This is a genomic window from Streptosporangium sp. NPDC000239, from assembly GCF_040300765.1.
Taxonomy (GTDB): domain Bacteria; phylum Actinomycetota; class Actinomycetes; order Streptosporangiales; family Streptosporangiaceae; genus Streptosporangium.
This window is the reverse complement of record NZ_JBEPEI010000014.1, coordinates 90,221-115,485: the sequence shown is the minus strand read 5'-3', so window position 1 is coordinate 115,485 and position 25,265 is coordinate 90,221. Positions and strand designations below refer to the sequence as shown.

The 25,265-nt window shown below is 69.4% G+C and carries 23 protein-coding genes; 13 read left to right on the top strand and 10 right to left on the bottom strand.

Annotated elements, in window-relative coordinates; translation table 11 throughout:
• Window positions 1-366 precede the first annotated feature (366 nt).
• Together ABT340_RS29175 and ABT340_RS29170 are read left to right on the top strand one after the other, a co-directional pair.
• A complete protein-coding gene (locus ABT340_RS29175) occupies window positions 367-3,123 on the top strand; it encodes an ABC transporter ATP-binding protein/permease (RefSeq protein ID WP_352014048.1) in 2,757 nt (918 codons plus the stop codon).
• Window positions 3,120-4,892, top strand: a complete 1,773-nt coding sequence (locus ABT340_RS29170; protein ID WP_352014047.1) for an ABC transporter ATP-binding protein — start codon at window positions 3,120-3,122, stop codon at window positions 4,890-4,892. Before ABT340_RS29175 ends, ABT340_RS29170 begins: the two co-directional genes overlap by 4 nt.
• A gap of 21 nt (window positions 4,893-4,913) precedes the next feature.
• On the opposite strand, the gene ABT340_RS29165 is transcribed toward ABT340_RS29170, so the two are convergent.
• Entirely contained in the window at window positions 4,914-5,807 is an 894-nt protein-coding gene (locus ABT340_RS29165) for an NADP-dependent oxidoreductase (RefSeq protein WP_352014046.1), read from the bottom strand.
• 70 nt (window positions 5,808-5,877) lie between these two features.
• Here ABT340_RS29165 and ABT340_RS29160 point away from each other — a divergent pair, with 70 nt between their 5' ends.
• Window positions 5,878-6,453 (top strand): TetR/AcrR family transcriptional regulator, encoded by a 576-nt coding sequence (locus ABT340_RS29160; protein ID WP_352014045.1) that lies wholly within the window; start codon window positions 5,878-5,880, stop codon window positions 6,451-6,453.
• 512 nt (window positions 6,454-6,965) lie between these two features.
• On the opposite strand, the gene ABT340_RS29155 is transcribed toward ABT340_RS29160, so the two are convergent.
• Together ABT340_RS29155 and ABT340_RS29150 are read right to left on the bottom strand one after the other, a co-directional pair.
• Window positions 6,966-7,709 (bottom strand): SDR family NAD(P)-dependent oxidoreductase, encoded by a 744-nt coding sequence (locus ABT340_RS29155; RefSeq protein WP_352014044.1) that lies wholly within the window; start codon window positions 7,707-7,709, stop codon window positions 6,966-6,968.
• Complete coding sequence (locus ABT340_RS29150) at window positions 7,706-8,707, bottom strand: methyltransferase (RefSeq protein WP_352014043.1); 1,002 nt, start codon at window positions 8,705-8,707, stop codon at window positions 7,706-7,708. The genes ABT340_RS29155 and ABT340_RS29150 overlap by 4 nt, the downstream gene beginning before the upstream one ends.
• A 94-nt stretch (window positions 8,708-8,801) precedes the next feature.
• Here ABT340_RS29150 and ABT340_RS29145 point away from each other — a divergent pair, with 94 nt between their 5' ends.
• Complete coding sequence (locus tag ABT340_RS29145) at window positions 8,802-9,794, top strand: aldo/keto reductase (protein ID WP_352014042.1); 993 nt, start codon at window positions 8,802-8,804, stop codon at window positions 9,792-9,794.
• A gap of 259 nt (window positions 9,795-10,053) precedes the next feature.
• On the opposite strand, the gene ABT340_RS29140 is transcribed toward ABT340_RS29145, so the two are convergent.
• Entirely contained in the window at window positions 10,054-11,394 is a 1,341-nt protein-coding gene (locus ABT340_RS29140) for an amidohydrolase (RefSeq protein ID WP_352014041.1), read from the bottom strand.
• 164 nt (window positions 11,395-11,558) lie between these two features.
• Here ABT340_RS29140 and lipP1 point away from each other — a divergent pair, with 164 nt between their 5' ends.
• The 7 genes from lipP1 (at window position 11,559) to ABT340_RS29105 (ending at window position 19,401) form a co-directional block, all read left to right on the top strand.
• Window positions 11,559-12,506, top strand: coding sequence for a LipP1 family hormone-sensitive lipase (lipP1, locus tag ABT340_RS29135; protein WP_352014040.1), 948 nt, complete (start codon window positions 11,559-11,561; stop codon window positions 12,504-12,506).
• Window positions 12,503-13,243, top strand: coding sequence for an ABC transporter ATP-binding protein (locus ABT340_RS29130; protein ID WP_352014039.1), 741 nt, complete (start codon window positions 12,503-12,505; stop codon window positions 13,241-13,243). Before lipP1 ends, ABT340_RS29130 begins: the two co-directional genes overlap by 4 nt.
• A 2-nt stretch (window positions 13,244-13,245) precedes the next feature.
• Complete coding sequence (locus ABT340_RS29125; protein WP_352014038.1) at window positions 13,246-14,997, top strand: branched-chain amino acid ABC transporter ATP-binding protein/permease; 1,752 nt, start codon at window positions 13,246-13,248, stop codon at window positions 14,995-14,997.
• Window positions 14,998-15,063: 66 nt separating this feature from the next.
• Window positions 15,064-16,218 (top strand): ABC transporter substrate-binding protein, encoded by a 1,155-nt coding sequence (locus tag ABT340_RS29120; RefSeq protein ID WP_352014037.1) that lies wholly within the window; start codon window positions 15,064-15,066, stop codon window positions 16,216-16,218.
• Window positions 16,219-16,258: 40 nt separating this feature from the next.
• Window positions 16,259-17,131 carry a branched-chain amino acid ABC transporter permease gene (locus tag ABT340_RS29115; protein ID WP_352014036.1) on the top strand — a complete coding sequence of 291 codons (873 nt, stop codon included), beginning with the start codon at window positions 16,259-16,261 and terminating at the stop codon, window positions 17,129-17,131.
• Between the two features lie 19 nt (window positions 17,132-17,150).
• Complete coding sequence (locus ABT340_RS29110) at window positions 17,151-18,260, top strand: zinc-binding dehydrogenase (protein WP_352014035.1); 1,110 nt, start codon at window positions 17,151-17,153, stop codon at window positions 18,258-18,260.
• A 172-nt stretch (window positions 18,261-18,432) separates the two neighbouring features.
• Entirely contained in the window at window positions 18,433-19,401 is a 969-nt protein-coding gene (locus ABT340_RS29105; protein ID WP_352014034.1) for an aldo/keto reductase, read from the top strand.
• Window positions 19,402-19,744: 343 nt separating this feature from the next.
• On the opposite strand, the gene ABT340_RS29100 is transcribed toward ABT340_RS29105, so the two are convergent.
• A complete protein-coding gene (locus ABT340_RS29100) occupies window positions 19,745-20,566 on the bottom strand; it encodes a nitroreductase/quinone reductase family protein (RefSeq protein WP_352014033.1) in 822 nt (273 codons plus the stop codon).
• A 322-nt stretch (window positions 20,567-20,888) separates the two neighbouring features.
• Between ABT340_RS29100 and ABT340_RS29095 the strand changes: the two genes are divergently transcribed.
• Window positions 20,889-21,635, top strand: a complete 747-nt coding sequence (locus tag ABT340_RS29095; protein ID WP_352014032.1) for a phosphotransferase family protein — start codon at window positions 20,889-20,891, stop codon at window positions 21,633-21,635.
• 238 nt (window positions 21,636-21,873) lie between these two features.
• Here ABT340_RS29095 and ABT340_RS29090 read toward each other — a convergent pair whose 3' ends face one another.
• The 5 genes from ABT340_RS29090 to ABT340_RS29070 all read right to left on the bottom strand — a co-directional run bounded on the left by ABT340_RS29090 (window position 21,874) and on the right by ABT340_RS29070 (window position 23,613).
• The gene (locus ABT340_RS29090; protein WP_352014031.1) at window positions 21,874-22,098 is read right to left on the bottom strand and encodes a BldC family transcriptional regulator; all 225 of its coding nucleotides are present in this window, start codon (window positions 22,096-22,098) and stop codon (window positions 21,874-21,876) included.
• 12 nt (window positions 22,099-22,110) lie between these two features.
• Window positions 22,111-22,344, bottom strand: a complete 234-nt coding sequence (locus tag ABT340_RS29085; protein WP_352014030.1) for a hypothetical protein — start codon at window positions 22,342-22,344, stop codon at window positions 22,111-22,113.
• Window positions 22,345-22,649: 305 nt separating this feature from the next.
• The gene (locus ABT340_RS29080) at window positions 22,650-22,979 is read right to left on the bottom strand and encodes a hypothetical protein (protein ID WP_352014029.1); all 330 of its coding nucleotides are present in this window, start codon (window positions 22,977-22,979) and stop codon (window positions 22,650-22,652) included.
• A 59-nt stretch (window positions 22,980-23,038) separates the two neighbouring features.
• Window positions 23,039-23,389, bottom strand: a complete 351-nt coding sequence (locus ABT340_RS29075) for a hypothetical protein (RefSeq protein ID WP_352014028.1) — start codon at window positions 23,387-23,389, stop codon at window positions 23,039-23,041.
• Window positions 23,386-23,613, bottom strand: coding sequence for a hypothetical protein (locus tag ABT340_RS29070; RefSeq protein WP_352014027.1), 228 nt, complete (start codon window positions 23,611-23,613; stop codon window positions 23,386-23,388). The genes ABT340_RS29075 and ABT340_RS29070 overlap by 4 nt, the downstream gene beginning before the upstream one ends.
• A gap of 298 nt (window positions 23,614-23,911) precedes the next feature.
• Here ABT340_RS29070 and ABT340_RS29065 point away from each other — a divergent pair, with 298 nt between their 5' ends.
• Complete coding sequence (locus tag ABT340_RS29065; RefSeq protein WP_352014026.1) at window positions 23,912-25,264, top strand: NsdA family TPR-like regulatory protein; 1,353 nt, start codon at window positions 23,912-23,914, stop codon at window positions 25,262-25,264.
• Window position 25,265 lies beyond the last annotated feature (1 nt).

Sequence of the window (25,265 nt, the reverse complement as noted above, 5' to 3'; positions counted from 1 at the left end):
ACTTGTGGAGGGATTAGCCGGAAAGCTGGATGTAAGTGGTGGATTCTCCGGTTTGGGGGTGGTTGGGAGGTCCTGCTGCTGTTAGGTTATGCCCCTAACGAAGGTTAGCCTTACCTTAGGGGGCGCGGTGGTGTCGCAACGGCGTGTTGTCGGGCGTCCCGGACGGACCACCGTGCGCGACATCGAGAAGACCGGGGTCGGAGGGGGGATCACCTCGCCGTCGCGTCGGGGACGCGAGCCGGGCATGACGGCGGTGGTCCGTGGGACGGTCGTCGAGAGCACGGCGAGACCGACGGTCACGGCGAACCCGATGCCTCGGGCTGCCGAGGGCCTGAAGGCCATGAGGGCTACGGAGGGGGCGCGGTGATGGCCGCGCGGGGTTTCCAGGGAGCCGTCATGCGCGGCTTCGGGGCTCGTGACCATGTGGCGACCGTGGTGCGGACGTCCATGGTCACACCGCACATGGTGCGGATCCACATGTCGGCGCCGACCCTGTTCGAGAACGTCACCGTCGGCCCCACCGCGTGGCTGCGGTTCTGGTTCCCCGATCCCACCGGGTCCGACAGGGAGCATCAGCGCGCCTACACCCTTGTCTCGTGCGAGCCGGAGACCGGCGAGTTCGCCGTGGACGTGGTGCTGCACGAGCCCGCGGGGCCGGCGACCGTGTGGGCGAGGAGGGCCGAGCCCGGCGACGAGGTCCAGGTGATGTCGTTCGGCTCCTCGCGCTTCGCCGTACCGGACGAGCCGCCTGCGGGATATCTGCTGGTCGGCGACCCCGCCTCGGTGCCCGCGATCAACGGCATCGTCGCCGCGCTGCCCGACGACGCCGAGATCGCGCTCTACCTGGAGAAACAGCACGAGGAGGACGAGCTGATCCCGCTCGCCTCCCACCCGGGGCTGCGGGTGCGGTGGGTGCCCAGGGACGGCGAGACCTCGCTGGCCGCCGCGATCGACGAGCGTGACTGGTCCAACTGGTACGCCTGGGCGGCGACCGAGGCGGGCTCCCTCAAACACCTGCGCAAGACCCTGCGTGACAGGTTCGGCTTCCCCAAGGCCGACACCTACGCCCAGGCCTACTGGACGTACGGCAGGGCCATGGGTTCGCTGCGCCGTACCGACGAGGAGAAGGCGACCGGGCAGGCACCCGCCGTACGGCCTGCTGAGGGGGAGGCCACCGGGCAGGGCTCCGCCGGGCGGGAGGCCGTACGGCCTGCCGGGCCGGCTTCCTCCGTACAGGATGCGCGAACCGGGCAGGGGAACGGGGTACCGGAGTCGGCCGAGCCTGGCGGGGCGGTTCCCGCGGCACAGGACGGGCGAACCGGGCAGGGGGATGTGCGGTCCGGCGGGTCGGCTTCCGTGGCGCAGGACGGGCGGGTTCCTGGGCGGTGGCGGTCGCAGGCGGCCAAGGAGCTGCTCGCGCCGGTGAAGACCGCGATGATCGTCGCCGGGGTGGTGCAGGGGGTCGTCACGCTGGTGCAGCTCGCGCCGTTCGTGCTGCTGGCGGAGCTGGCGCGGCTGCTGCTCGCGGGGGCCGACGAAGACCGGTTGTGGGGCACCGCCGTGGCCTTCCTGGTCGTCTTCGGCGCCGGAGCGCTGCTGGGCGGTGCGCTGATGGTGTGGCTGCACGTCGTGGACGCGCGGTTCGGCGCGCGGGTCCGTCACCGGCTGCTCGGCAAGCTCGTACGGCTGCCGCTCGGCTGGTTCACCCGGCGTGGCTCCGGGGCGGTCAAGAAGCTCGTGCAGGACGACACGCTGGAGCTGCACGGTCTGGTCACGCACGCCATCCCCGACGGGGTCGCGGCCGTCGTCGCCCCGGTCGCGGTGCTGGTCTACCTGTTCGCGACCGACTGGCGGCTGGCGCTCGTCCTGTTCGTCCCGATCATCGTGTATCTCTTCGCCTTCGCCGCGATGATGTTCCAGAGCGGCCCGAAGATCGCCGAGGCGTCCCGGTGGGCGGAGCGGATGGGCAACGAGTCGGCCGCCTTCTTCGCGGGACAGCCGGTGATCCGGATGTTCGGCGGCGTCGCGGCCTCCTCCTTCCGGCGTGAGCTTGAGTCCTACATCGGCTTCCTGGACGGCTGGCAGCGGCCGTTCATCGGCAAGAAGACGTTCATCGACCTGGTCACCCGCCCGATGACCTTCCTGTGGTTGATCATGGTCGTCGGCACGCCCATGGTCGTCTCCGGAGCCATGGAGGCGGCGACGCTGCTGCCGTTCCTGCTGCTCGGCACCACCTTCGGCGCGCGGCTGCTGGGCATCGGCCTCGGGATGGGCGGCGTCCGCGCGGGCGTCCTGGCGGCCCGCCGTATCGCCGTCGTCCTCGGCGAGAAGGAACTGGCCGTCCGGCCTGGGACGGTGGAACCGGAGGGGGAGCGAGGGGTTGTCCGCTTCGCGGGGGTGAGCTTCGGCTACCGGCCCGGCAAACCCGTCATCCACGACGTCTCGCTGACCCTGCGGCCGGGTACGGTCACCGCGCTCGTCGGTCCCTCGGGGTCGGGCAAGTCGACGCTCGCCGGACTGCTGGCCCGCTTCCACGACGTGGACTCCGGCGCCGTCACCGTCGGGGGACGCGACATCCGCGCGATGTCCGGTGACGACCTCTACACCCGTGTCGGGTTCGTCTTCCAGGACGCGCAGCTCGTGCACGGAACCGTACGGGAGAACATCGCCCTGGCCAGGCCGGAGGCGACCACGGCCGAGATCGAGACGGCGGCGCGGGACGCGCGGATCCACGAGCGGATCCTGCGGCTGCCCGACGGCTACGGGACCGTGCTGGACGGCGACGGCGGACTCTCCGGCGGGGAACGGCAGCGCCTCACCATCGCGCGTGCCCTGCTCGCCGACACCCCCGTGCTGGTCCTCGACGAGGCGACGGCGTTCGCCGACCCCGAGTCCGAACACCTCGTGCAGCAGGCCCTGACCCGGCTCACCCGAGGCCGTACGGTGCTCGTCGTCGCGCACCGCCTGCACACCGTCGTCGACGCCGACCAGATCGTCGTCCTCGACCACGGCCGCGTCGCCGAGGCCGGCACCCACACCGAGCTGATCGCGTCCGGCGGCCGTTACCGCAGGCTGTGGGACAGCCGGGGAAGCGTACCCGCCAAGGCGGAGGTGTCCCGATGATCCGTACCCTCGTCCGGCTCGTCCCCGCGACCGATCGGGGCAAGGTGGTCGGGTACGCCCTGCTCACCGTGGTCTCCGCGATCCTGCGGGGAGTCGGCTGCCTGCTGCTCGTCCCCCTGCTCGGCGCGTTGTTCTCCACGGTTCCGGCCGACGCGCTGCCGTGGCTGGGCGCGCTCACCGTGAGCGTCGTGCTCGTGTGGGCCGTGGACACGGCCGTGTCCCGCATCGGCTTCGACATCGGGTTCACGCTGCTCGGCACCGTGCAACGCGACCTCACCGACCGGCTCACCCGCATCCCGCTCGGCTGGTTCACCGCCGAACGCACGGCGACCGCCAGGCAGGCCGTCGCCGCCTGCGGCCCCGAACTGGTCGGGCTCGTCGCCAATCTGCTCACCCCGTTGCTGAGCGCCGTCCTGCTTCCCGTCGTGATCGCGATCGGCCTGACGGGCTTCGCCTGGCAGCTCGGGGCCGCCGCCTGGGTCGCCGTCGTGGGACTGCTGGCCGCGCTGTGGGCGACCACCAGGATCACCCGCGCGGCCGACGCCGCCGACACGGCCGCGCACAGCGCGCTGACCGAGCGCGTCCTGGAGTTCGCCCGCACCCAGCAGGCACTGCGCGCCGCCCGCAGGGTCGAACCGGCCCGTAACGGCGCGGGAGCCGCCGCCGTCGCGCAGCGCGGTACGGCGCTGCGCCTGGTGCTGCTGCAGATCCCCGGGCAACTGCTGTTCGGCCTGGCCGGTCAGGTGGCGCTGGTCGCGCTCGCCGGAGCCGTCACCCTGCTCCACCTCGACGGGAGCCTCGGAGCGCCGCAGGCCGTGGCGCTCGTCGTGGTGGCCGTACGGTTCCTCGAACCCTTCACCGTGATCAGCGAGCTGGCACCCGCGATCGAGTCCGTCCGGGGCACCCTCGACACCCTGCGCGCCATCCTCGACGCCCCGGCACCCTCTGTTTCAGCCGCCGCTTCGGCCCCCGGCCGGGACGCGCCGCGCGTCGAGTTCCAGGGGGTGGGCTTCGGCTACGGCGACGACGAGGTGCTCAGGGACCTGTCCTTCAGCCTCGAACCGGGGACGACCACGGCCGTCGTCGGCCCCTCCGGCTCGGGGAAGAGCACGATCCTGTCGCTCGTCGCGGGCTTCCACGAGGCCTCGCGGGGGCGCGTCCTCATCGACGGCCAGGACGTCTCCGGGCTCGACCCGGCCACCAGGCAGCGGCTGTCCAGCATGGTCTTCCAGCATCCGTACCTGTTCGGCGGGACCATCCGCGACAACGTCCTCGCCGGTGACCCGGACGCCGAACCGGCACAGGTCGCGCAGGTCATGCGGCTCGCCCAGGTGGACGAGATCGTCGGGCGGCTGCCCGACGGGGAGCGTACGGACGTCGGCGAGGCCGGGGCCGCCCTCTCCGGTGGGGAACGGCAGCGCGTCAGCATCGCCCGCGCCCTGCTCAAACCGGCGCCGATCCTGCTGATCGACGAGGCGACCAGCGCCCTGGACACCGAGAACGAGGCCGCCGTGGCCCAGGCGCTGAGCCAGGACGTACGGCGACGCACCCGTGTCATCGTCGCCCACCGCCTGGGCGGCATCCGCCACGCGGACCGGGTGCTCTTCGTCGAGGACGGCGCGATCGTCGAACAGGGAACCCCGGCGGAACTACGCGTGGCCGGTGGCCGCTTCGCCGAGTTCTGCCGCCACCAGGAACAAGGAGAGGACTGGCGCCTGCGCTCGGCCGCCCCCGACCACGACCTGGTCCTCTCCCCGGACCCGGACTGAACCGGCCCCGAAGGAGAGGGTTCAGACGACGATGACCCGGCGTCCGCGGGTGTGACCGGCCTGGCTGTCGGTGTGTGCCGCCGCCGCTTCGGCGAGGGTGTACGACTTCTCGACGGGGATGTGGAGTTTCCCCCGGGAGATGAGGTCGGCGGCCTCGGCGAGCGCGTCCGGCACGCTTCCGGCCACGCCGGAGAACCGGACGCCGAACTCCGGCGCGCCGAGATCGGCGATGGAGATCACCTTCTGCGGATCCCCGGTCAGTTCGACGAGTTCGCGGATCACGCCGGAGCCGGCCAGGTCGAGAGCCGCGTCGACACGACCGAGCCGTCGCACCCGCTCGACCCAGCCCTCGCCGTACGTCGTGGGGACGGCGCCCAGGCCGCGTAGGTAGTCCTGGTTCGCGGCCCCGGCTGTGCCGATCACCGTGATGCCACGGTCGCGGGCGATCTGCAGCACCGCCGATCCGACACCCCCGGAGGCGCCGCTGACCAGCAGCGCCTGCCCGGGCCGTACACCGACCTGGTCGATGACGCGCAGCGCGGTCTCCACCACGGAGGGGTATCCGGCCGCCTCCTCGAACGTCAGTCCCTCGGGCATCGGGGCCCAGGCCGACAGCACGGCGAACTCGGCGTAGGTGCTCGAACCCTCGCCGAACACGTGGTCACCGACCTTGACCCCTTCGACGCCCGCGCCGACCTCGTCCACCACCCCGGAGGCGTCCAGCCCGACCCCGGCGGGCAACTCGATCGGACGGGCCTTCTGGAACTGGCCTTCGCGAATCCGCCAGTCGACGGGGTTCACCCCCGCCGCCCGTACGGCGACGCGTATCTTCCCAGGTCCCGCGTGGGGCTCCTCGGCGTCCACGAGTCGCAGGACGTCCGGGCCGCCGAACACGGCGAAGCTCACTTTCCTCATGCCGCCGACCGTAGCACTAACGGTTAGTGTTTTGAAACCGTTGTTATTTCGTATCTGATAGCATCACGGCATGACCGTGCCGTCCGGGCGCCGCGAGCGCAAGAAGGCCGCGACCCGCCAGAAGATCGCCGAAACCGCCCTGCGTCTCTTCCTGGAGCGTGGATACGACGCGGTGGGTATCCGGGATGTGGCGGCCGAGGCCGACGTGGCCGTCACCACGGTCTTCTCGCACTTCGCCTCGAAAGAGGCCCTGGTGTTCGGGCAGGACGAGGACTTCGAGCGACGCCTCAGGCAGGCGGTCACCGACCGGGCGCCGCAGGAGCCGCTCATCCCCGCGCTGCGCCGCGAGATCCGGGCCATGGTGCGCCACTGCGCGTCGAACAGCGGCACCCCGATCTGGGGCATGATCGACAAGACACCCGCCCTGCGGGAGTACGAGGAGTCGATGAGGCTGCGCCACGCGGAGTCCCTGGCGACGGCCATCGCCGCCGATCCCGACCTGGCGCGGACCACGACGGCCTGCCGGACGATCGCGAGGTTCGTGGTCGACGCCTACGCGCTGGCCCGCGAGGCCCCCGACCCGGAAGCCGCCGTGGACGAGATCTTCCAAATGATCGAAGCCGCCTGGTCGGTCACCAAGGGGTAACTCTCGGACTTGGATCCCGCCACCCGGCCTGTCCACCTCCGGGGTGAGAAGCCCTCTCCCTCCGCCCCCGCCGAACCGCACCACGCGACCGCGCACACCCGGTGACAACCCACCCGCCGATCAGCAGGGATTCCGATCCGGACACACCCGGTGCCACGACGAGAGACCTCAGTTCAGGCGCCGACGCCGTACACGAGAAGTTTCGGCCCGCGCCTTACCAACCCCCACGCGCAAGAAGTTTCGGTCCATACGCACCAACCCCAAGCGTGAAGAGTTCGGGGTACCGGCGCCAGGTGTGAGGAGTGTCGGTTCGGGCGCGCCGACGCTTGGACTGAGGAGCGAAGGAGCGCAGCGGATGAGTGACGAGGGAAAGCGTTGGCTCGAAGCGCCCGGACCCGCGACGCCGAAGGCGGAGCAAAGAGGCAGAGCGCCCAAGCCCGCGGCGCCTTCGGCGCCGCAATAAACACAGCCCGGCGCCCCCCCACGGTGCGCCGGGCTGTGTTGTTCTGGGGTCACACCAGGAGCTGGCCGCCGTCCACCTGGACCACGGTGCCGGTGATGTGACCGGCGTTCGCGGAGGCCAGGAACAGCACCAGCGGTGTGATGTCCTCGGTGGTCGCGATCTTGCGGAGCGGGATGCGCGACTCCCACGCCTCCCGGGCCTCGGCGTTCTCCATCAGACCGGCGGTCATCGGGGTGTGCACGGGACCGGGGGCCACGCCGTTGACGCGGATGCCGTGACCGGCCAGCTCGACGGCGCCGGTGCGGGTCAGCGCGTCCACGGCGGCCTTGGTGGCCTCGTAGTGACCCATGCCGGGGGTCGGCTGGCGGGCGCCGATGGAGCTGATGTTGACGATGCAGCCGCCCTTGCCCGCCTTGATCATCTGCGCGGCGACCGTCTTGGTGACGGTGAAGGTGCCGCGGAAGTTGACCGAGACGACCGTGTCGAAGACCTCGAAGGGGAGGTCGACGAGGAGGCCGCCACCGGCGACGAGGCCGGCGTTGTTGACGAGGACGTCGACGGTGCCGAGCTTCTCGGCGACCTCCTCGACGGCCGCGTTGACGCTCTCGGGGTCGGTGACGTCGAGGGTGACGGCGTGGCCGCCGATCTCGGCGGCGACCTCGTCGGCGCCCGCGCGGTTGACGTCGGCGACGACGACACGGTCACCGGCGGCGGCGAACGCCTCCGCGACGGCCCTGCCGATGCCGCTCGCGGCGCCCGTGACGAGGACGACGCGTCCTTCGGCGCCGCTCACCGGGCTTCCGCGACGATCACGCGGGGGCTGCCGGGCAGCGCGAGGGTCTCGACGGGGGTCCAGCCGGCCTCGGTCAGCCAGCCGTGGACCTGGTCCTCGGGGTAGACGATGGTGCCGTCGATGGTGAGGTACTCACCGGCGTGCAGGGCGTCGATGCTGCGCTGCTTGTCGTCGTTGTCGAGGAAGAAGTCGAGCAGCAGGAGCTTGGCGCCGGGGACGGCCGCCTCGCGGGCGCGCTTGACGATGGTCCTGTTCTGCTCGTCGTCGTAGCGGTGCGCGACGTGCTCAAGGAAGACCAGGTCGAAGCCGGTGGGGATGTCGCCCTGCAGCGGGTCGCCCTCGACGATCTCGACGCGCTCGTTCAGGCCGGCCTCGGCCAGCACGCCCCTGGCGGCCTCGACGAGCGGGCCGCCGGAGAAGAAGGTGCCGTTGAGCGCGGAGTTGGCGGTCAGGGCCTCGACGAGGAAGGAGACGGACAGGCCGCCGTAGTCGAGGACCTTGGTGTAGGGGGAGAAGTCGAAGTTGTCGGCGAGCATCTTGGCGTGCAGCGCGTTGTAGGTCATGACGCCGCCCATGAAGATGTCCATGCGGTCGCCGGACATGTCCAGGTCGCCGGGCTTGCCGGTGCGGACGGTGTTGATGAAGCCGAGCCAGTGGCCGTAGCTGACGGCGTCGAGGAAGGCGAGGAACTTACGCAGGTCGAGGTCGCCGGCGGAGCCCGCGAGGTACCGCGCGGTGGCGGGGGTGTTGGCGTACACCCCGTCGGTGCGGGTGAGGAGGTCGAGGCTCGACATCGCGTCGGCGAGAATCCTGGCGACGTTCGCGGGGATCCCGGCGCGCTCGGCGATTTCGGCGGCGGTCGCGGGACCGTCGGCCAGCGCCGCGAACACTCCGGCCTCACTGGCGGCGAAGAGCTGCTTGGCGGCCATGTAGCCGATGGCCACGTCCACGATCTTCGAGGGGCTCGCGGACGAGGTGCTGTCGGGGAGAGACGACATGCGATGCGCTCCTTTGATTCCAAACAATATTGGGAATACTATACGATTCACCAGGCAGCGACCAGGGGTCGCACATCGGCATCGGAGGTTCTCTGTGGAGTACTCAGGTCAGGTCCCCCGGCGTCGGCTCGGTGAGCGTGGCCCCCTGGTTCCGGTCTTCGGACTCGGCTCCTGGAACACCTGGGACAGGATGGAGCGGGACGACGCCGTCGCCCTGATCCGTTACGCCGTCGACCGTGGCGTGAACCTCTTCGACGTCGCCCACTACAACTTCGGTCCGCACGCCGAGAACGCGGTCACCGACATCATCTTCGGTGAGGCCGTCGTCGAGGCCGGGGTGGCCAGGGACGACTACCTCCTGTGCGGCAAGCTCTGGCTGTGGGAGTACCCCAAGTCCTCCTTCGCCGAGCAGATCGACACCTCGCTGTCCCGGATCGGGACCGACAGGGCCGACTCCGTCGTGGTCGGCGACTTCTTCGGCGACCTGGACATCCGCGCCGTGGTCACCGACGTGGCCGAGCTGGTGCGGGCCGGGCGCTTCCAGACCTGGGGCGTGAACAACTGGTCGGCCGACGACCTGTGGTTCGCGCGTGACTTCGCCATCGCCGAGGGCATGGAGCCGCCGTCCTTCGCGCAGCTCAAGTACAGCCTCGCCCGCCGTTCGGTGCCGGACGGCACGCCGTACGGCAGGCTGTTCACCGAGGGCGGTATGGGGCTGCAGGCCTCGGACGTCTTCGAGGGCGGCATCCTGGCGGGCAAGCTGAACCCGCAGCGCAAGATCGGCGCGGACCCGGGCGGCATCCGCGACCGGATCCGTGACTCCTACCCCGAGGTCAAGCGGATCGCCGAGGGCTTCGGCGCGACCCCGGCCCAGCTGGCCATCGCCTTCACCCTGACCCACCCGGCTGCGGCGAACGTGCTCTTCGGCGCCAGCAGCAGGGCGCAGCTCGACGAGAACCTGGGCGCTCTCGAACTGCTCGAACGGCACGGCGACGAGCTGCGTTCCGCGGTCGGGGCGCTGTGGATCGACAAGGGCGTGGTCGCCCCCGACGCCTCCTGGGGCACCGACGCCCCGAACAAGGCCTGACGACTCCGTTCGGCGTCCCGGCCGCCCTTTCCCGGCGGCTCCGGGACGCGTTCGGCTCGTGCCCGTGCCGTACGGCGGGGCAGCGTCCGGAACCAGGCCCGGAACCAGGCCCGTAGCCGGGCCGGAAAACGAGGCCGGGTCCGTAACCGGGTTTCGGACGGGACCATACGGCAGGGTGACGTGACGAGGGACCGGCTCGCGTGTTCGCGGGCCGGTCCCTCGTGGCTTCTCGGTGCGACTGGACGTGGTGTCCTCCGGATCAGCTCTCGTGGACGACGCGGCCGTCCACCATGGTCAGGCTCACCGGGACCTGGGGCAGGGCCTCGGGCTCGACCTCAAGCAGGTCGCCGTCCAGCACGCACAGGTCGGCGACCTTGCCGGCCTCCAGCGAACCCTTCCACGACTCCGCCCCGTCCTGCCAGGCGGGGGTGATGGTGTAGGCCCGCAGGGCCTCGGCGACCGCGAGCCGCTGGGCGGCGCCACGCACGGCGCCGTCGAGACCACGCCGGGTGACCGCGGCGGCGATCCCGACCCGCCAGTCGGGGGTGAGGACCGGGGCGTCGGAACTGAGGCAGAGCTTCACCCCGATGTCCAGTGCGTCACGGGTCGGCCACGTCTGGGGGAGGATGTCCTCGCCCAGGGCTCCGAGCACCATATGCTCAGTCGCCACGGGTATTCCCACCTGGGTGTTCAGTCCGATGCCTGCGGCCGCCATCGTGGCCAGGGTCCTGGAGGAGATCACGTCGCCATGGATGATGTAGTGCCTCGCGTCGCGGCCGTCCCTGGAGGCCGCCGCGGCGAAGGCGTCCGTCACCGTCCTGGTGGTCCTGCTTCCGGTCGCGTGCACGGCGACCTGGTGTCCCGCCGCGTGCGCCGCGTCGATCATCGCGATGAGCACGGCCTCACGCTCGGCCTCGGAGGCCCCCTCGACCAGCAGCCCGCCGTACGTGCCGTCGAGGTAGGGCTCGTCCATCCAGGCGTTGCGCATCGGCGGGATGCCGTCACCGAAGATCTTCACGCCCGCGACGCGGAACCAGCCGGGCACGTCGGCGGGGGGCGTGAAGTCACGCAGCCCGTCGAGCACCCCGGACAGCGAGCTCGCGCCGTCCAGCTCGCCGAACAGCATGAGGGCGGTCACCCGGGAGGTGAGCCTGCCCTCCGCCGCGAGGTCGGCGTAGTCGCGCAGGGCCGCGGAGCCGAAGCAGCCGCTCGCCCCGTTGTCCTCCCCTGGGCCGAGGCCCGGTTCGGTGTAGCTCGTGACCCCGAGTGACGCGAGCAGTTCGGCGGTGCGCAGGATCGCGCCACGCCGGTCCTGTGAGGTCTCCAGCCGCGTCGGCGGCTCGCCTCCGTGGTGCCCGGCCGCCATCTGGTCCATGAGGAGGGCGGGCCACATCTGGCCGAGCCAGACGCCGTGGAGGTGGGAGTCGTTGATCCCCGGAAGGACCGATCTTCCCCGCAATGGGATGACGCGGGTGTCGGGACCGATCAGAGATGAAATTTCATCTTCTGTTCCCACCCGGGTGACGCGGCCGCCGGTGATCGCGATCGACTCCGCGACAGTGTCGGCGGCGTCGACGGTGTGCACCTTACCGCCGGTCATGACCACATCCGCCGAGGCGGCGTCGTACCTCGAATCGTTAGGCAACATTTCACCATCACACTAGACACGTCATTTGGACCCGCATAACGTACATGGAATCGGATACGATTTGCGAGTGCCTGAACCTTTGGGAAGGCACTCGGGCCGCCCCCGGAGGTAACCCCATGCCCCTGCATCCCGAGGCGCAGCGAATAATCGACCGCACCGGCGTTCAGGACCAGGGCGAGGCCCCCCAGCTTGACGCGGCGGCGATGCGCGAGGGATTCCGTCTTGCCTGGTCCATGCCGGACGACCTTCAGCCGGTCGGTGGTGTGGTCGATACCGCGTTCCCCGGTCCCGCGGGTGAGGTACCGGTTCGTGTATACACCCCCGAGGGCGACGGGCCGTTCCCGGCGCTGGTCTGGTTCCACGGCGGCGGGTGGACCATTGGCTCTCTCGACGAGAACGAGGTCGCCTGCCGGGCGGTCTGCGCAGGGGCGGGCGCCGTCGTCGTCTCCGTCGACTACCGGCTCGCACCGGAGAACCCCTTCCCGGCCGCGGCGGACGACTCCTACGCCGCGCTCCTGTGGGTCCACGAGAACGCCGAGGCGCTCTCGGTCGACGCCTCGCGCCTCGCCGTCGCCGGTGAGAGCGCGGGCGGGAACCTCGCCGCCGTCGTCGCGCTCAAGGCCCGCGACCTGAACGGTCCCCGGCTGTCCCTGCAGGTGCTCGTCTCGCCGATTCTGGGCCACCCCGACGACGGGCGCGCCTCCTACCGGGACTGCTCCGAGGGCTACTTCCTCTCGAAGGAAGGCATGGACTGGTTCTTCACCCAGTACCCCCGTAACGCCAGTGATCTCGACGACCCCTATCTCCTGCCGCTCCGCTCGAAGGACCTGTCGGGCCTGGCGCCCGCGCTGGTCGTCGAGGCCGAGTACGACGTCCTCCGCGACGAGGGCGTCGAGTACGCCGAGGCGCTCAAGGCCGCGGGCAACCAGGTTGAGCTGGCCGTGTTCGACGGCATGATCCACGGCTTCTTCGGACTGCTCACGCTTGAGCTGGCCGAGGTCAGCGGTGTCACTGCCCACGTCGTCGAGGCACTGCGATCCGCCTATGTGAAAGGCGCCCAATGAGCGGCGAAGTCCTCTCCCTTAAGGACGTCAGCATCAACCGGGGTGACACCCCGATCGTCCACGACGTCTCCCTGACCGTCGCACCCGGAACCGTCACGGTCGTCCTGGGCGCCAACGGCGCCGGAAAGACGACGCTGATGGACGGAATCGCGGGGCTGGCCCCCGTGACCTCAGGAACGATCCAGCTCGACGGCGCGCCGATCGAGAAGCTTCCCATCTACAAGCGCTCCCAGGCCGGTCTGGGTTACGTCGAGCAGGCCCGTACGGTCTTCAGGACGCTGACCGTCGAGCAGAACCTGCTCGTCTCCCGTTCCGGCAAGGGCGACGCCGAGAAGGTCTACGAGCTCTTCCCCGAGTTGCAGAAGCGCCGTACGCTCCAGGCCGGTCACCTGTCCGGCGGTGAACAGCAGATGCTCGTCCTGGGACGCGCGCTGATCTCCGACCCCAAGATCATACTCATTGACGAGATGTCCCTCGGCCTCGCGCCCGTGGTCGTCCGTCGCCTCATGCACGCCGTCAAGGACCTGGTCGGCCTGGGCATCGCGGTCCTGCTCATCGAGCAGTTCGCGAACCTGGCCCTGGAGATCGGGGCCAACGCCTACGTCCTCCGCAAGGGCCGCGTCGTCTTCGACGGCCCGTGTGACGAGATCAGGGGCGACTCCGAGCGCCTGCATGAGTTCTATTTCGGCGCCATGCCCACGGACGCCGTCGTCGAAGCTGGGGGCGAGAACCCGTGAACATGATCGACAAGCGTTCGTGGGGGATCGCCCTGGCCGTCGCCGCGGCGGCCTGCGTGATCGTGCCCAACGTGCTGCCGCCGTACTGGGTGTATCTCGCGATCACCGCGGTCGTCAGCTCGGTGATCATGCAGAGCTACGGTGTGATCGTCGGCAGGGCCGGCGTCATGTCCCTGTGTCAGATGTCCTTCGCGGCCATCGGCGCCTGGGTCGTGCTCCGCCTGAACCTGGCCGACGCCCCCGGCGGCTTCATCGTCTGGCTGGTCATCGGCGGTCTGGCGGCCGTTCCCGTCGGCGTCGCCATCGGCCTGCCCGCCCTGCGCATCCGTGGCGTCAACCTCGCGGTCGTCACCTTCGGCTTCGCCGTCGCCGCGGACATCGTGCTCAACGCCAACCAGTTCCCCGGCACCACCGAACTGAAGACGCTGCAGCGCCCCGGCCTGTTCCACACCAACGGCGGCTACTTCGTCCTGGCCGTGATCGTCTTCATGGTGCTCAGCATCGGGCTGGCGCTGTTCAACCGGACCAGGCTCGGCATGTCCTGGCTGGAGATCCGCTACTCGGAGCGGGCCGCGGCCGCGCACGGCATCTCGGTCGCGCGCAGCAAGCTCGCCGCGTTCGCGCTCAGCGCCTTCATCGCCGGCATCGGCGGTGGCCTGATGGCCGGTCAGCTCGGCCTGGTCGTCTCCAGCAACTTCGCCATGGGACAGTCGCTCGCGCTCTTCGCGGTGGCGATCCTCATCGGCCCGCACAACCCCGAGGGCGCCCTCATGGGCGGCATCTTCGGCGCGGTGATGGCGACGATCCTGGAGAAGCTCAGGCTGCCCCAGGACCTGGGTGGCATCCTCTTCGGCCTCTCGGCGATCTTCGCCCTGCGCAGCGGCGTCAGCCAGACCGACTTCACCCGGGCCCGCAAGCGGGAGGCCGCCGCGCGCAAGCTGCTGGAGAGCCTCCCGGACAAGCCCAAGGAGGAGCCCAAGGCGGCCGTCCCGGCCACCGAGTCGACCTCCCTGGTTCCGCCGCCCGCCCCCGCGGGCGACCAGCCGGCCCTCGACGTGCGTGGCCTGACCGTCAGGTACGGCGAGGTCCTCGCGCTCGACAGCATCGACCTCACCGTCCCCAGCGGTGGCGTCGTCGGCCTGATCGGCCCCAACGGCGCGGGCAAGTCCACCTTCATCGCCGCGGTCAGCGGGTTCCTCCACGCCTACGAGGGCACGGTCGAGCTTGAGGGCAGGTCCCTGGACAAGCTCAGCCCGAGCGCCCGCGCGAGCAACGGCCTGCGCCGTACGTTCCAGACGACGGTGATCGCGCCCGAGCTGACCCAGTACGAGTACCTCTCGATCGGCGCCAACAGGAAGCTGTCCAAGCAGGAGGCCGACGAACTGCTCGACTTCTTCGGCTGCCCGCCCGGAGAGGTCCCGGTGTCCATCGTGGACGTCGGCAGCCGCCGTCTGCTCGACGTGGCCGCCGCCATCGCGGCCAAGCCCAAGGTCGCGCTGCTCGACGAGCCCGCCGCCGGTCAGTCGGCCGCCGAGTCGCTCAAGCTGGGCCAGAGGCTCGCCGAGGTGCCCTCCCGCTTCGGTGTCTCCATCCTCCTCGTCGAACACGACATGGAGCTGGTCCGCGCGGCGTGCGCGCAGGTGACCGTTCTCGACTTCGGACACGTCATCGCGTCCGGAACCACGCAGGAAGTGCTCGACGACCCGGCGGTCATGGCCGCCTACCTCGGTACTGCCGACGTGCCCCTCGTATAACCCTCCCGAACCCGACCCCTACCCCCACCCCCCCTCTTCCCCCAGCCCCAAGGAAGTAGTGCAGTGATGAAGCGTTCCCTCACCAGCGTCGCGGTGGTCGCCGCCCTGGCCATGGCCAGCGCGGCCTGTTCGAGCAGCGACTCCGGCACCGGCGGCCCGATCAAGGTCGGCTCGATCAACGGTGTCACCGGTCTGTTCCAGACGCCCGAGGTTCCCCAGGCCGTCAAGGCCGTCTTCGACGAGGTCAACAAGCAGGGCGGCATCAACGGCCGTCAGATCGAGCTCGTCAGCAAGGACGACGCGATGAACCCGCAGCGTTCCACCGAGGCGGCCCTTGAGCTGCTGGAGTCGGAGAACGTCGTGGCCCTCGTCGGTTCCTCCAGCGCGGTCGACTGTGGCCTGAACCGCGCCACCTACACCAACGCCGGGATCATCTCCATGCCGGCCGTCGGCGTCGACCCCGCCTGCTTCACCAGCCCGAACATCGCCCCGGTCAACCCGGGTCCGTTCAAGCTGATCACGGCGATGCTCTACTACGCCTCCGAGACGCTCAAGCGCGACAAGGTGTGCATGTACTACACCGTGCTGCCGGGCAGCGGCGGTGGCATCGACGCCGCCATCAAGGAGTGGACGGACCTCACCGGCAAGCAGCTGGCCGTCAAGGACACCTCGGTCGGCCAAGGCGACCCGACGCCGTACCTCGTCAAGGCCAAGGCCGCAGGCTGCCAGGCGATCCTGTACAACGCCACCGTCGGCCCGTGGTTCGCCCAGGCCAAGACCCAGGGCATGCAGGACGTCGACTTCATCGTGGCCGCCAACAGCTACACCGACGCCAACGCCCAGGCGATCCCGGACGGCCTCAACGTCTACGCCGGCACCGAGTGGCAGCCGTACACCGACGAGACCCTCCCCGGCAACGAGCGCTGGGCGAAGATCATCGACGAGAACAAGATCCAGAAGACCGCCTTCAGCCAGGGCGCCGTCATGGCCGCCGACCTGTTCGTCCAGGTCCTGAAGACCGTCAAGGGCGACATCACCCGCGAGTCGGTCACCGAGGCCTTCAAGAACATGAAGCCGATCGACTACCCGATGGTCGGTACCCCGTGGATCTTCGGTCCCGGTGAGGCCCACAGCCCGATCGAGGGCAGCCGCTTCGTGAAGGTCGAGGCCGGCAAGTGGAAGGTCCTTCCCGAGGGCTTCATCGTCCCCGGCAAGAACTGATCTTTCAGGTCTTTCAGGAGCCCCAGGAGGTGGGTGTCCGATGTTGAATTCCTTGGTCGCGGGCCTGACCAGCGGTGGCGTCTACGCCCTGCTCGGCCTGTGCGTCGTGCTGACCTACCGGCTCGTCGCCGTGGTCAACTTCGCCATGGCGGGTGTGGGCACGATGGGTGCCTTCATCATGGTGTCGCTGATGGACCTGGGGCTGCCCTGGCCCGTCGCGCTGGTCGTCGGAGTCGTGGCGGGCTCGCTGCTGTCGGCCCTGATCGGCTCCGGGCTCGTCCGCTGGTTCGGTGAGCACGACGAGCGCACCAAGGCCGCCGTCACCGTGGCCCTCTTCGTGGCCATCGGGGCGATCGGTCTGCGCCTGTTCGGCAGCACGTCGACGGGGGCCAGGAGGTTCCCGACCGTGTTCGACTCACCCGCCTTCACCCTGGGCGACGTCGTGGTACCCCAGTCGGTGCTGGTCTCGCTCGCCTTCGCGGCGCTCATCACCTTCGGGGTCGGTCTGATGCTGTCCCGGACCTCCGTCGGCCTGCGCCTGCAGGCGCTGTCGGAGCGTCCGGGCACCGCCCAGGTGGTGGGCATCCCGGCGCCCAAGCTCGCCATCGCCGTCTGGGCCGCCATCGGCGGTGTCAGCACGCTGGTGATCCTGCTGGTCGCGCCGCGTCTCGGTGGGGACTTCTCCACCCTGAGCGGGCTTGTCACCACGGCCCTGGCCGTGGCGATGGTCGGTTCCTTCAAGAGCCTGCCCCTGACACTTCTGGGTGGTGTGCTCATGGGCCTGCTCGAAGGTTTCGCCGCGTCGCTCGACGAGATCCAGAAGTACCGGGGCGTCGTCCCCTTCCTCGTGATCCTGGTGCTGCTGTGGTGGCGCAGCCGTAACGAGGTCTGGGACACAGCCCACAGCAGATAGCGAATTCGGAGATCATCGCATGACAGTCCCTACGTCCACGCGGGCCGCCGTACTGCGCGCCCACGGGGAGCCCCTGGTCATCGAGGAGCTGCCGCTCCCCGCCGAGTGCGAGCCGGGTGGCGCGATCGTCAAGGTCGACTGCGCCACGCTGTGCGCGACGGACGTGCACATCTGGAGCGGCGGCATGTCGTTCCCGGGCATGCTCCCGATGGTGCTCGGCCACGAGATGATCGGAACGGTCGTGGCCGTCGGGTCGGGCACCGTCGACGCCCTCGGTCGTCCCGTCGAGGTCGGCGCCAAGATCGGCTGGTCGGAGTCCACCTGCGGCTACTGCTACGGCTGTACGGTGATCCGCAACCCCGTGGCCTGCTCCAAGCGGGGCTACGGGTTCCTGCAGCGCTCCGACGTGTGGCCGCACTCGACCGCCGGACTCGCCGAGTACGACTACGTCACGCCGACCGCCCAGAAGTACATCCTCCCCGAGGACGTCAAGGACACCTGGGCGGCCAGCGCGGGCTGCGCCGTCAAGACCGTCCTGCACGCCTTCGACCGCGCCGGGGGCGCCAAGCTCGGCTCGAACGTCCTCGTCCAGGGGGCGGGCGCGCTGGGCATCGTCGCCACCGCGGTCGCCAGCGCCTCGGGTGCGAGCAAGGTCATCACCGTCGGCGGCCCCGACTCCAGGCTCGAACTGGCCAAGCGCTTCGGCGCCGACGTCACCATCGGCCTGGACGGTGACGCCGACAGCCGTCGCGCCGCCATCATGGAGGCGACCGACGGCCAGGGCGCGCACCTGGTGATCGACGTCGCCGGAGCGCCCGGTGTCGGCGCGGAGGCCATCGACGCCGCCGCCTGGGGCGGCACGTTCGTCATCGTCGGCACCACGGGCCCGCGCCCCGACCCGATCTCCCTCGGGACGATCATGGGCAAGGAGCTCAACGTGCTGGGGTCGCTCAACGGCGACGTCGGCGACTACTACAACTCGATCGAGTTCCTGCGCTCGACCCAGACGCGGTTCCCCTGGGACGAGCTGTTCAGCGAGCCCGTCGGACTCAGCGGGGCCTCGGCAGCGCTTGAGTCCATGTCGCGCCTTGAGCAGGTCAAGGCCGTCGTCCACCCGTGGCTTCCCTGAGAACCTGCTTCCGGACCCTCGCCTGATCCTCCGAAGGTCCCCGCGGAGACGCTCCGCGGGGACCCGAGGGCCGTTTCCGCGGGTCTTCCACAGACCTTTCCCGGGGCTTGGCAGGCGAGAAGCTCCACCGAACAGAGCCTGACGGCCATCCACATATTTTTCGAGGAGTCCGATGTCCACGCCCAAGAAGGTGGTTCCCCTCCGCAGGGTCGGAACCCACGGTCCCGACGTCTCCGTCCTGTCGCTGGGGTCCTGGCACACCTACGACCGCATGGCCTTCGAGGACGCGGTGGCCATGGTCCGCCACGCCGTGGACCTGGGCATCAACCTGTTCGACGTCGGCGTGTACGGCTTCCCCGGCCACCCGCCGGTCTTCACCGACGTGCTGTTCTCCGCCATCGTCAGGGCGGCGGGCATCTCCAGGGACGAGTACCTGCTGTCGGCCAAGCTGTGGCTGGAGCCGTACCCGGAGATGTCGCTGCGTGAGCAGCTGGAGAAGGCCCTGTTCAGGGTCGGGACCGACCGGGCCGACCTGGTGATCCTCGGCGACATCCGCCGCGACGACCTCGACCTGAACCAGCTCGCGGTCGATCTCGCGGAGCTGGAGGTCGACGGGATCATCGGCTGCTGGGGTGTGAACAACTGGTCGGCCACGGCGGTCAGGACCATCCGCGACCACGCCATCCAGGCGGGTTCGCCCGGTCCGCAGATCGCGCAGCTGAAGTACAGCCCCTGCCGCAGGTCGATCCCGGACGGCGCGCCGTTCGCCCAGGTGTTCGCCGAGGGCATCACCATGCAGGCGTCGGACATCCTCGAAGGCGGCATCCTCGCGGGCAACAAGAAGCCCGGACGTGAGATCGGCCGCGACCCGGGCGGCGTCCGCGAGCGCATCATCGAGGCCGCCGACGGCCTCGCTGCGGTCGCGGCCGAGCTGGAGGTCACCCCCGCCCAGCTGTGCGTGGCGTTCACCCTCACGCACCCCTCGGTCAGCACCGTGCTGTTCGGGGCGACCAAGATGCAGCAGCTCGTCGACAACGTCAACGCGATCGAACTGGTCGAGCGGGTCGGCGCCGAGCGGCTGCGCGAACTGGTAGCCCCCTTCTGGGTGGACGCCGACGTGGTGAACCCGGAAGGCCCGTGATCCCCACCCGGAGGCCGGTGAGGTGAGTCACCGGCCCCGGGCGCTTTGCCCGGCCCGGTTCCCCGGTGGGCGGGGAACCATGTGCCCGTGAACCGCCCGTCCTGTTCCTCCTTCTCTCGCGGTGCGGCGCGAAAAGGCGGAACAGGGCGGGTTTTCCCGTTCTCAACCGTTTTACCGGTACGGCGGGCCGTACCGGTGCGGCCTGGTACGGCGGGCTTGCCGGTACGGCGAGCCCTATTGGTGCGGCGGCCCGTATCGGTACGGCGGGCCTTGTCGGTACGGCGGCCCTTGTTGGTACGGCGGGCCTTGTCGGTACGGCGGCCCTTGTTGGTACGGCGGGCCTTCAGCCGAGGTCGAGGACCGGGATCAGTTGCTCCTCCTCGTAGGTCAGGTGCGCTTCGAGCTCGTCGACGAGCCGTTCGATCTCGGCCCGCACCTTCAGCGGATCGTCCCCCGAGAGGGCCCGCTTCAGCTCCTCCACGAGTGCGGCCACGCGCTCGTGCTCCTTTGCCAGCCGTTCGAGGACCGGGGCGAGCGAGGGGTGCTGCTCGGCGAGGACGGGGAACATCATGGTGTCCTCGCCCATGTGGTGATGGTGCAGGCCCTGGCAGACGGTCAGGCAGTTGATCCTGAGCTGCACACCGAGGCCGGGCCGTCCCGAGTCGGACAGCTCCTTGCGGATCAGCGCCAGTTCGCGGCGGAAGCCGTCGTGCACCAGCCTGAGGTAGGCGCCGCCCGACGGCGCGTTGCTCCGGGGCGGCCCGGCGATGCGAAGCGCGACGACCGGGATGACGCGGGTCGTCTTGGCCTGGTACTCGGCCCAGCCCGGGTCGCCCTCCACGGCGCGGGCGAACGCCGCGTCACGCTCCTCGCCTTCCAGTACCTCCGCCACGACGTCGAAGTCGAAGACCCCGGTCTCGACGGTGGCCCGTGGGTTGGCCTTCAGGTTGTGGTACCAGGCCGGGTGTTTGGGGGACCCTCCGGCGGAGGCGATGACCAGCATGCGGTCGCCGCCGTCGGGCAGGTAGCCGAGGGGGTTCGTGTGCGGTCTGCCCGAGCGGGCGCCGACGGTCGTGAGCAGGAGCAGTCTCGCTCCCTCGAAATAGCCACCGACCTGGCCGTTGTTGGCACGGAACTCGTCAATGACCTGCTTGTTGAAATCCACTCTTCTCCATTGGTCGATCCTGCTTGCCGTACTGAATGGAGAAGAACGTGGCGGGCCCCTGGCCCGCCCGGCGATCAAGCGTCAGCCGGGCTGCTCTCTGGTGCGTGGCCCAAGGCCGACCCGGCAGTCACGCGGTTAACGCTACTTCATCGGGATTTTTCGCGCAAAAGTGATACTTCAGGTACCGGTGACTTCCCGAGGTGGCCTGCTGAAGTGGTGGCCCTGACCTGGGCGGCGGCCGATGCCGCGCGAGGGCGCCTGGTGGCCGGGCACGCGACAAACCCGGTGACGTCGACGATCGCCCCCGGGAGACTGGTCGTCCATGGATGAGGTCGAAGTGGTCGTCGCCCATTCCGAGCGCGCGACCCTGCGCGTCGGCGACGTGTTCCTGAAGGTGGACGCCGATCAGGCGCGCATCGACGTCGAGGTCGAGGCGATGGCCCTGGCGCCGGTCCCGACTCCGAAGGTCCTGTGGCACAGGCCGCCGGTGCTCGCGATCGCCGCGGTCCCGGGGACGGCGCTCGGCCGCCTCGGCGAGCCGTCGGCCGCGTCCCCGGCGGCGTGGGCCGCGGCGGGCGCCGCCGTTCGGAGGTTGCACGACGCGCCGTCGCCGCCCAGGCTCGGCCGGGCAGGCCGGGGCGTCGACGATCTGTCGGCGGAACTCGACGGCGAGTGCGAGTGGCTCGTGACGAACGGCGTCCTGCCCGCCGACCTGGTCACCCGCAACCGCCAGGTCGCCGAGGCCGCGTTCCGGCCCTGGAGTCCGGTGTTCACGCACGGCGACCTGCAGATCGCTCACGTGTTCGTCGACGGCGACGAGATCACAGGCGTCATCGACTGGTCCGAGGCGGGCCAGGGTGACGCCCTGTTCGACCTCGCCACCTTGACGCTCGGACACGAGGAGCACCTCGGCGACGTCGTCGCCGGATACGGCACCGACGTCGACCTCGACGTGATCCGCGCGTGGTGGTCGGTGCGCAGCCTGCTGGGGGTCCGCTGGCTGACCGAGCACGGCTTCGACCCGTTCGCACCGGGCTGTGAGGTCGACGTGCTGAGATCCCGGCTGTGAGGCTTCACGGGTCCGACCGCCAGAAGGAACGATCGGTGGATGAGGCGTCGCCGACAGACGATGAACGCTTTGTGGATGTCGCTGAATGGGCCGAACAACAGTCGTAGGCTCACGCGTTCGGCCCTCAACCAACGAAGAACTCCAGCTCGGCCGCGAACGCCTCGGCGAGCTCGAAGAGGCGGGGACCATCCCCGCGCTGGGATGATCTGCCGCCACTCGAAAGGGCGGAAAGTGATGATCAAGGCGAGGTGTTGAGGAGGGTGTTGATGTCGGTTTCGCGGTAGCGGCGTTGGTTGCTGGGGGTGCGTACCGAGGGGATGCGGCCGGTGAGGGCCCAGCGGTTGACGGTTTTGGGGTCGACGCCGAAGATGCGGGCGACCTCGCCGGGGGTGAGGAGTCGTTCGGTGGTGCCGGTTCCGGTGGTGAAGGTGCCGTCCGGAGCTACGGCCTTGAGTGGGGGCATGAGGGTTCTCCTTCAGTAGCGGAGGATGTGCAGGATCTGGTCGTGCCGAGCCAACGCCTGGGTGAGCCGGTGCAGGGTCGTACGGCCCAGCGCGTCGCGGGCTCCGGCTTTGCGTTGGTCGGGACGCAGGGGTTCGTACCGGACGGCCCACCATGGGGGCAGGCCCGGCAGGGTGTGGTGTTCGTACCGCCAGCCGGGGTGGGTGCTGATGAGCAGGTCGATCAACCGTTGTTCGTCGTCGGTCATGGTCGTCCCTGGGTGCGGGAGTGATTGGGTCTTTTCGTGAAACGGATGCCTTTTCAGGAGGCGGGTGCCCGGCCCCGAGCCGGGGAGCAAGATGGCCGGGCACCCTGGAGGAGGACCGGCCTTCCACGACGGCAAGGCCGGTGCGCCAGACGGCTCCCTCCTTCCCCAACACGCCCTGTCATGTCCGGCGAGTGTGGGAGCCGTCTCGCGGAGGTGTGCGGCCCAGACCCCTCCCGCCTGAGCCGCACGTTCATGGGTACGGCGAGCGACGGGTGGGATGACGTCCACCGCCCGCCGTACCGGCTTCACGAGCGCAGAAGTCTGCGCAGTGCCGTGGATCGCCCCGGTTGAGCGGCCTGACCCGGGCATACAGCTTGAACAACCCGAGAAACCTGGGCCATCTGCCTGACCTGAGCGGTTTGGATGGCGCGGGCGACGGCGACGGCCTGGATGCTCGGCGGCACCACCGGAGACGCCTGGGCGGCCAGCTTGCGATTCAGTTCCTCGGCAGTCTCGGCCCGCACCAACAGCACGTCCCGGGGGTATGGCCTGCCGGACAGGACGCTCCGGTAGGCGCTCCACAGGCCGGACCGCGAGCTGTGGAAGACGAGCCAGTCCGGGTGAGCCGTCTGCACGGAGTTACAGGTTCGATCTGAAAACTCAGAAACTTGACGAGGAACCCAGGCCGGGAGCGTCATGCCGCCCTCCCGTCCGGCGAACGCCCTTCGGCCACGACCCGACCCCGCACTTCAGAGGCCGGACACCTCCGCCGAGCCAACGAAGGCGGCGCGAGCCGGATCGCCCGGATCATCTCCGCCTCCCGTATCCGCTCCTCCAACCCCTCACCGGTCAGGTCCTCGACGATCACCGGTCGCGGGCCGTCCCAAGCGGCCATGGCGTAGAAGCACCGCTTCCCCAGGCTGTAGAGAACCGTCCACTCAGCCCACGCCCGGTCGATCCGCTCGGCCTCGGCGCGGGCCGGGCCGTCCCACACCCGCCGATACACCGGCGCGTACGGCTGTCCGTCCCGATGCCGCCCCGTCACGGGGTCCCTCCCTCAACAGCGGTGCGGGCCTTCTCCTCCTGCTCGGCCACGGCCTCCCGAACCCCCTCGAAGGTGTCGGCGTCCACCGTCGGCTCCGCCCCGGCGCGCAACGCCGTACGCGGGAAAGCCCGGTTGCGGATGGCCCAGAACCGGCCGGTGTCGCTGATGATCAACCGCCAGCCAGGGATCGCCGGTTCGGTCAATGTGCGCCGTGTGTCCTTCATGGCGGCCCTCCATTCGATCGGGAAGAAATCCGGGATTCGCGATGACCGGACTGGCCTGTCCGTGAAATCGAGAAGGAAACTACGGGAAACGCTGTATGAGCCGGGCATGCTCATGCCCGTTCTATCGATTGGGTGCTTATTGGGCAGATTTGGGGCTGCATCACCCCGGGAATTCAGGCCCAGGGCGCCTGGTCGCTTGGGCGACTGATGATTAGTGAAGCGCCAACAACCCTCGGGGAGTAGGGGGAGCGGCACGGAGAGCGGTATACGGGGTTTACGCTCTCGGAAGGGAGGGGCCGTGACGGTGACCAAAGAGCCCAACAGACGACTGCAAGAAGCAATCGCAGAGGCCGAATGGACCTACGATGCTCTGGCCTCAGCAATTCGGCGCATAGCTGCCGAAAATGGAGAAATCCTACGCACCAACAAGTCGGCTGTGGCCCATTGGGTCGACGGCGCCCGACCTTCGGGCCAAACCGGCCAGTACATCGCCGAAGCTCTTTCCCGCCGAATGGGGCGACCGGTCTCCCTGACCGAGATAGGCCTCGTAACAGCCGAAGACCCCCTGGCCGCCGACATTGACCCCGTGCGCGCTGCTACGAACCTGGGACGCGCCGATGTCGAACGTCGGCGCTTCCTGGCCGTTGCGACCTTCACAGCCGCCGGTGTCGCCATGCCGCTGAGCTACGACCATGAGCCGGTCTCTCGCCTGCTCCGGGCTCGCACCGGCACCGTACTGGTGGGGACAGAAGAGATTGACGTCGTTCGACAGATCACCTCCGTTTTCAGCGCGGCGGACGAACGTCTGGGAGGCGGTCATGGCCTCACCACTGTGACCGCATATCTGGCCGACACCGCAGCCCCCATGCTCAATGCACGGTTTCCGAACGAGCGGGTTCGCCGCCAAGCCTTCGGAGCCGTCGCGGAACTCGCCTACCTCGCAGGGTGGAAGCACCACGACCTCGGTCAAGAAGGTGCCGCTCAACGCTATTACCAGGTGGGCTACCAACTCGCTTACGAAGCCGATCCCAGGGGCCACGCGAGTTGGATGATGCGTGCTCTCGCCCAACAAGCCCTAAGCATGAAACAGCCACATCACTGCGTCGCCCTTATCGAGGAGGCGCTCATCCGCAGTAGAGGAGCCCTCGACGGCCAAACCGAAGCCTTGCTGCACATCACCCACGCCCGAGCACACGCGGCATCGGCCGAAAAGACAGCTGCGGCACAAGCTCTTCTTGCTGCGGAAAACGCGCTCACCAGACAAGGAGAACCCCAGGCCGGTTTCTCTCTGGTCAGCGGCCCCGCCTCCGGCACCGTCGTCAGCCACACCGCCAGAACGCTAAGCGACCTGGCTGATCACGGCGGAGCACAACGACAGCATCGAACGGCACTGATCCGCTGGGACGCTGAAAAGTACAAGCGCGTTCACATACTTACCTACGCTGATCTCGGTGACAGCCTCGCCGCTCAGAACCGGACAGACGAAGCAGTAGCCACCTGGCGAAAGGCCGTGGACCTCATGGAGGGTGTCTCCTCGGACCGAACCAGACAAGCTCTCGCCTCGATCAGATCAAGTCTGACGATCTACCGTAGACGCGGGGTCCCCGGGGCCACCGAACTGGACCAGCGAGTCCGAGACGCGCTGGCCTGAC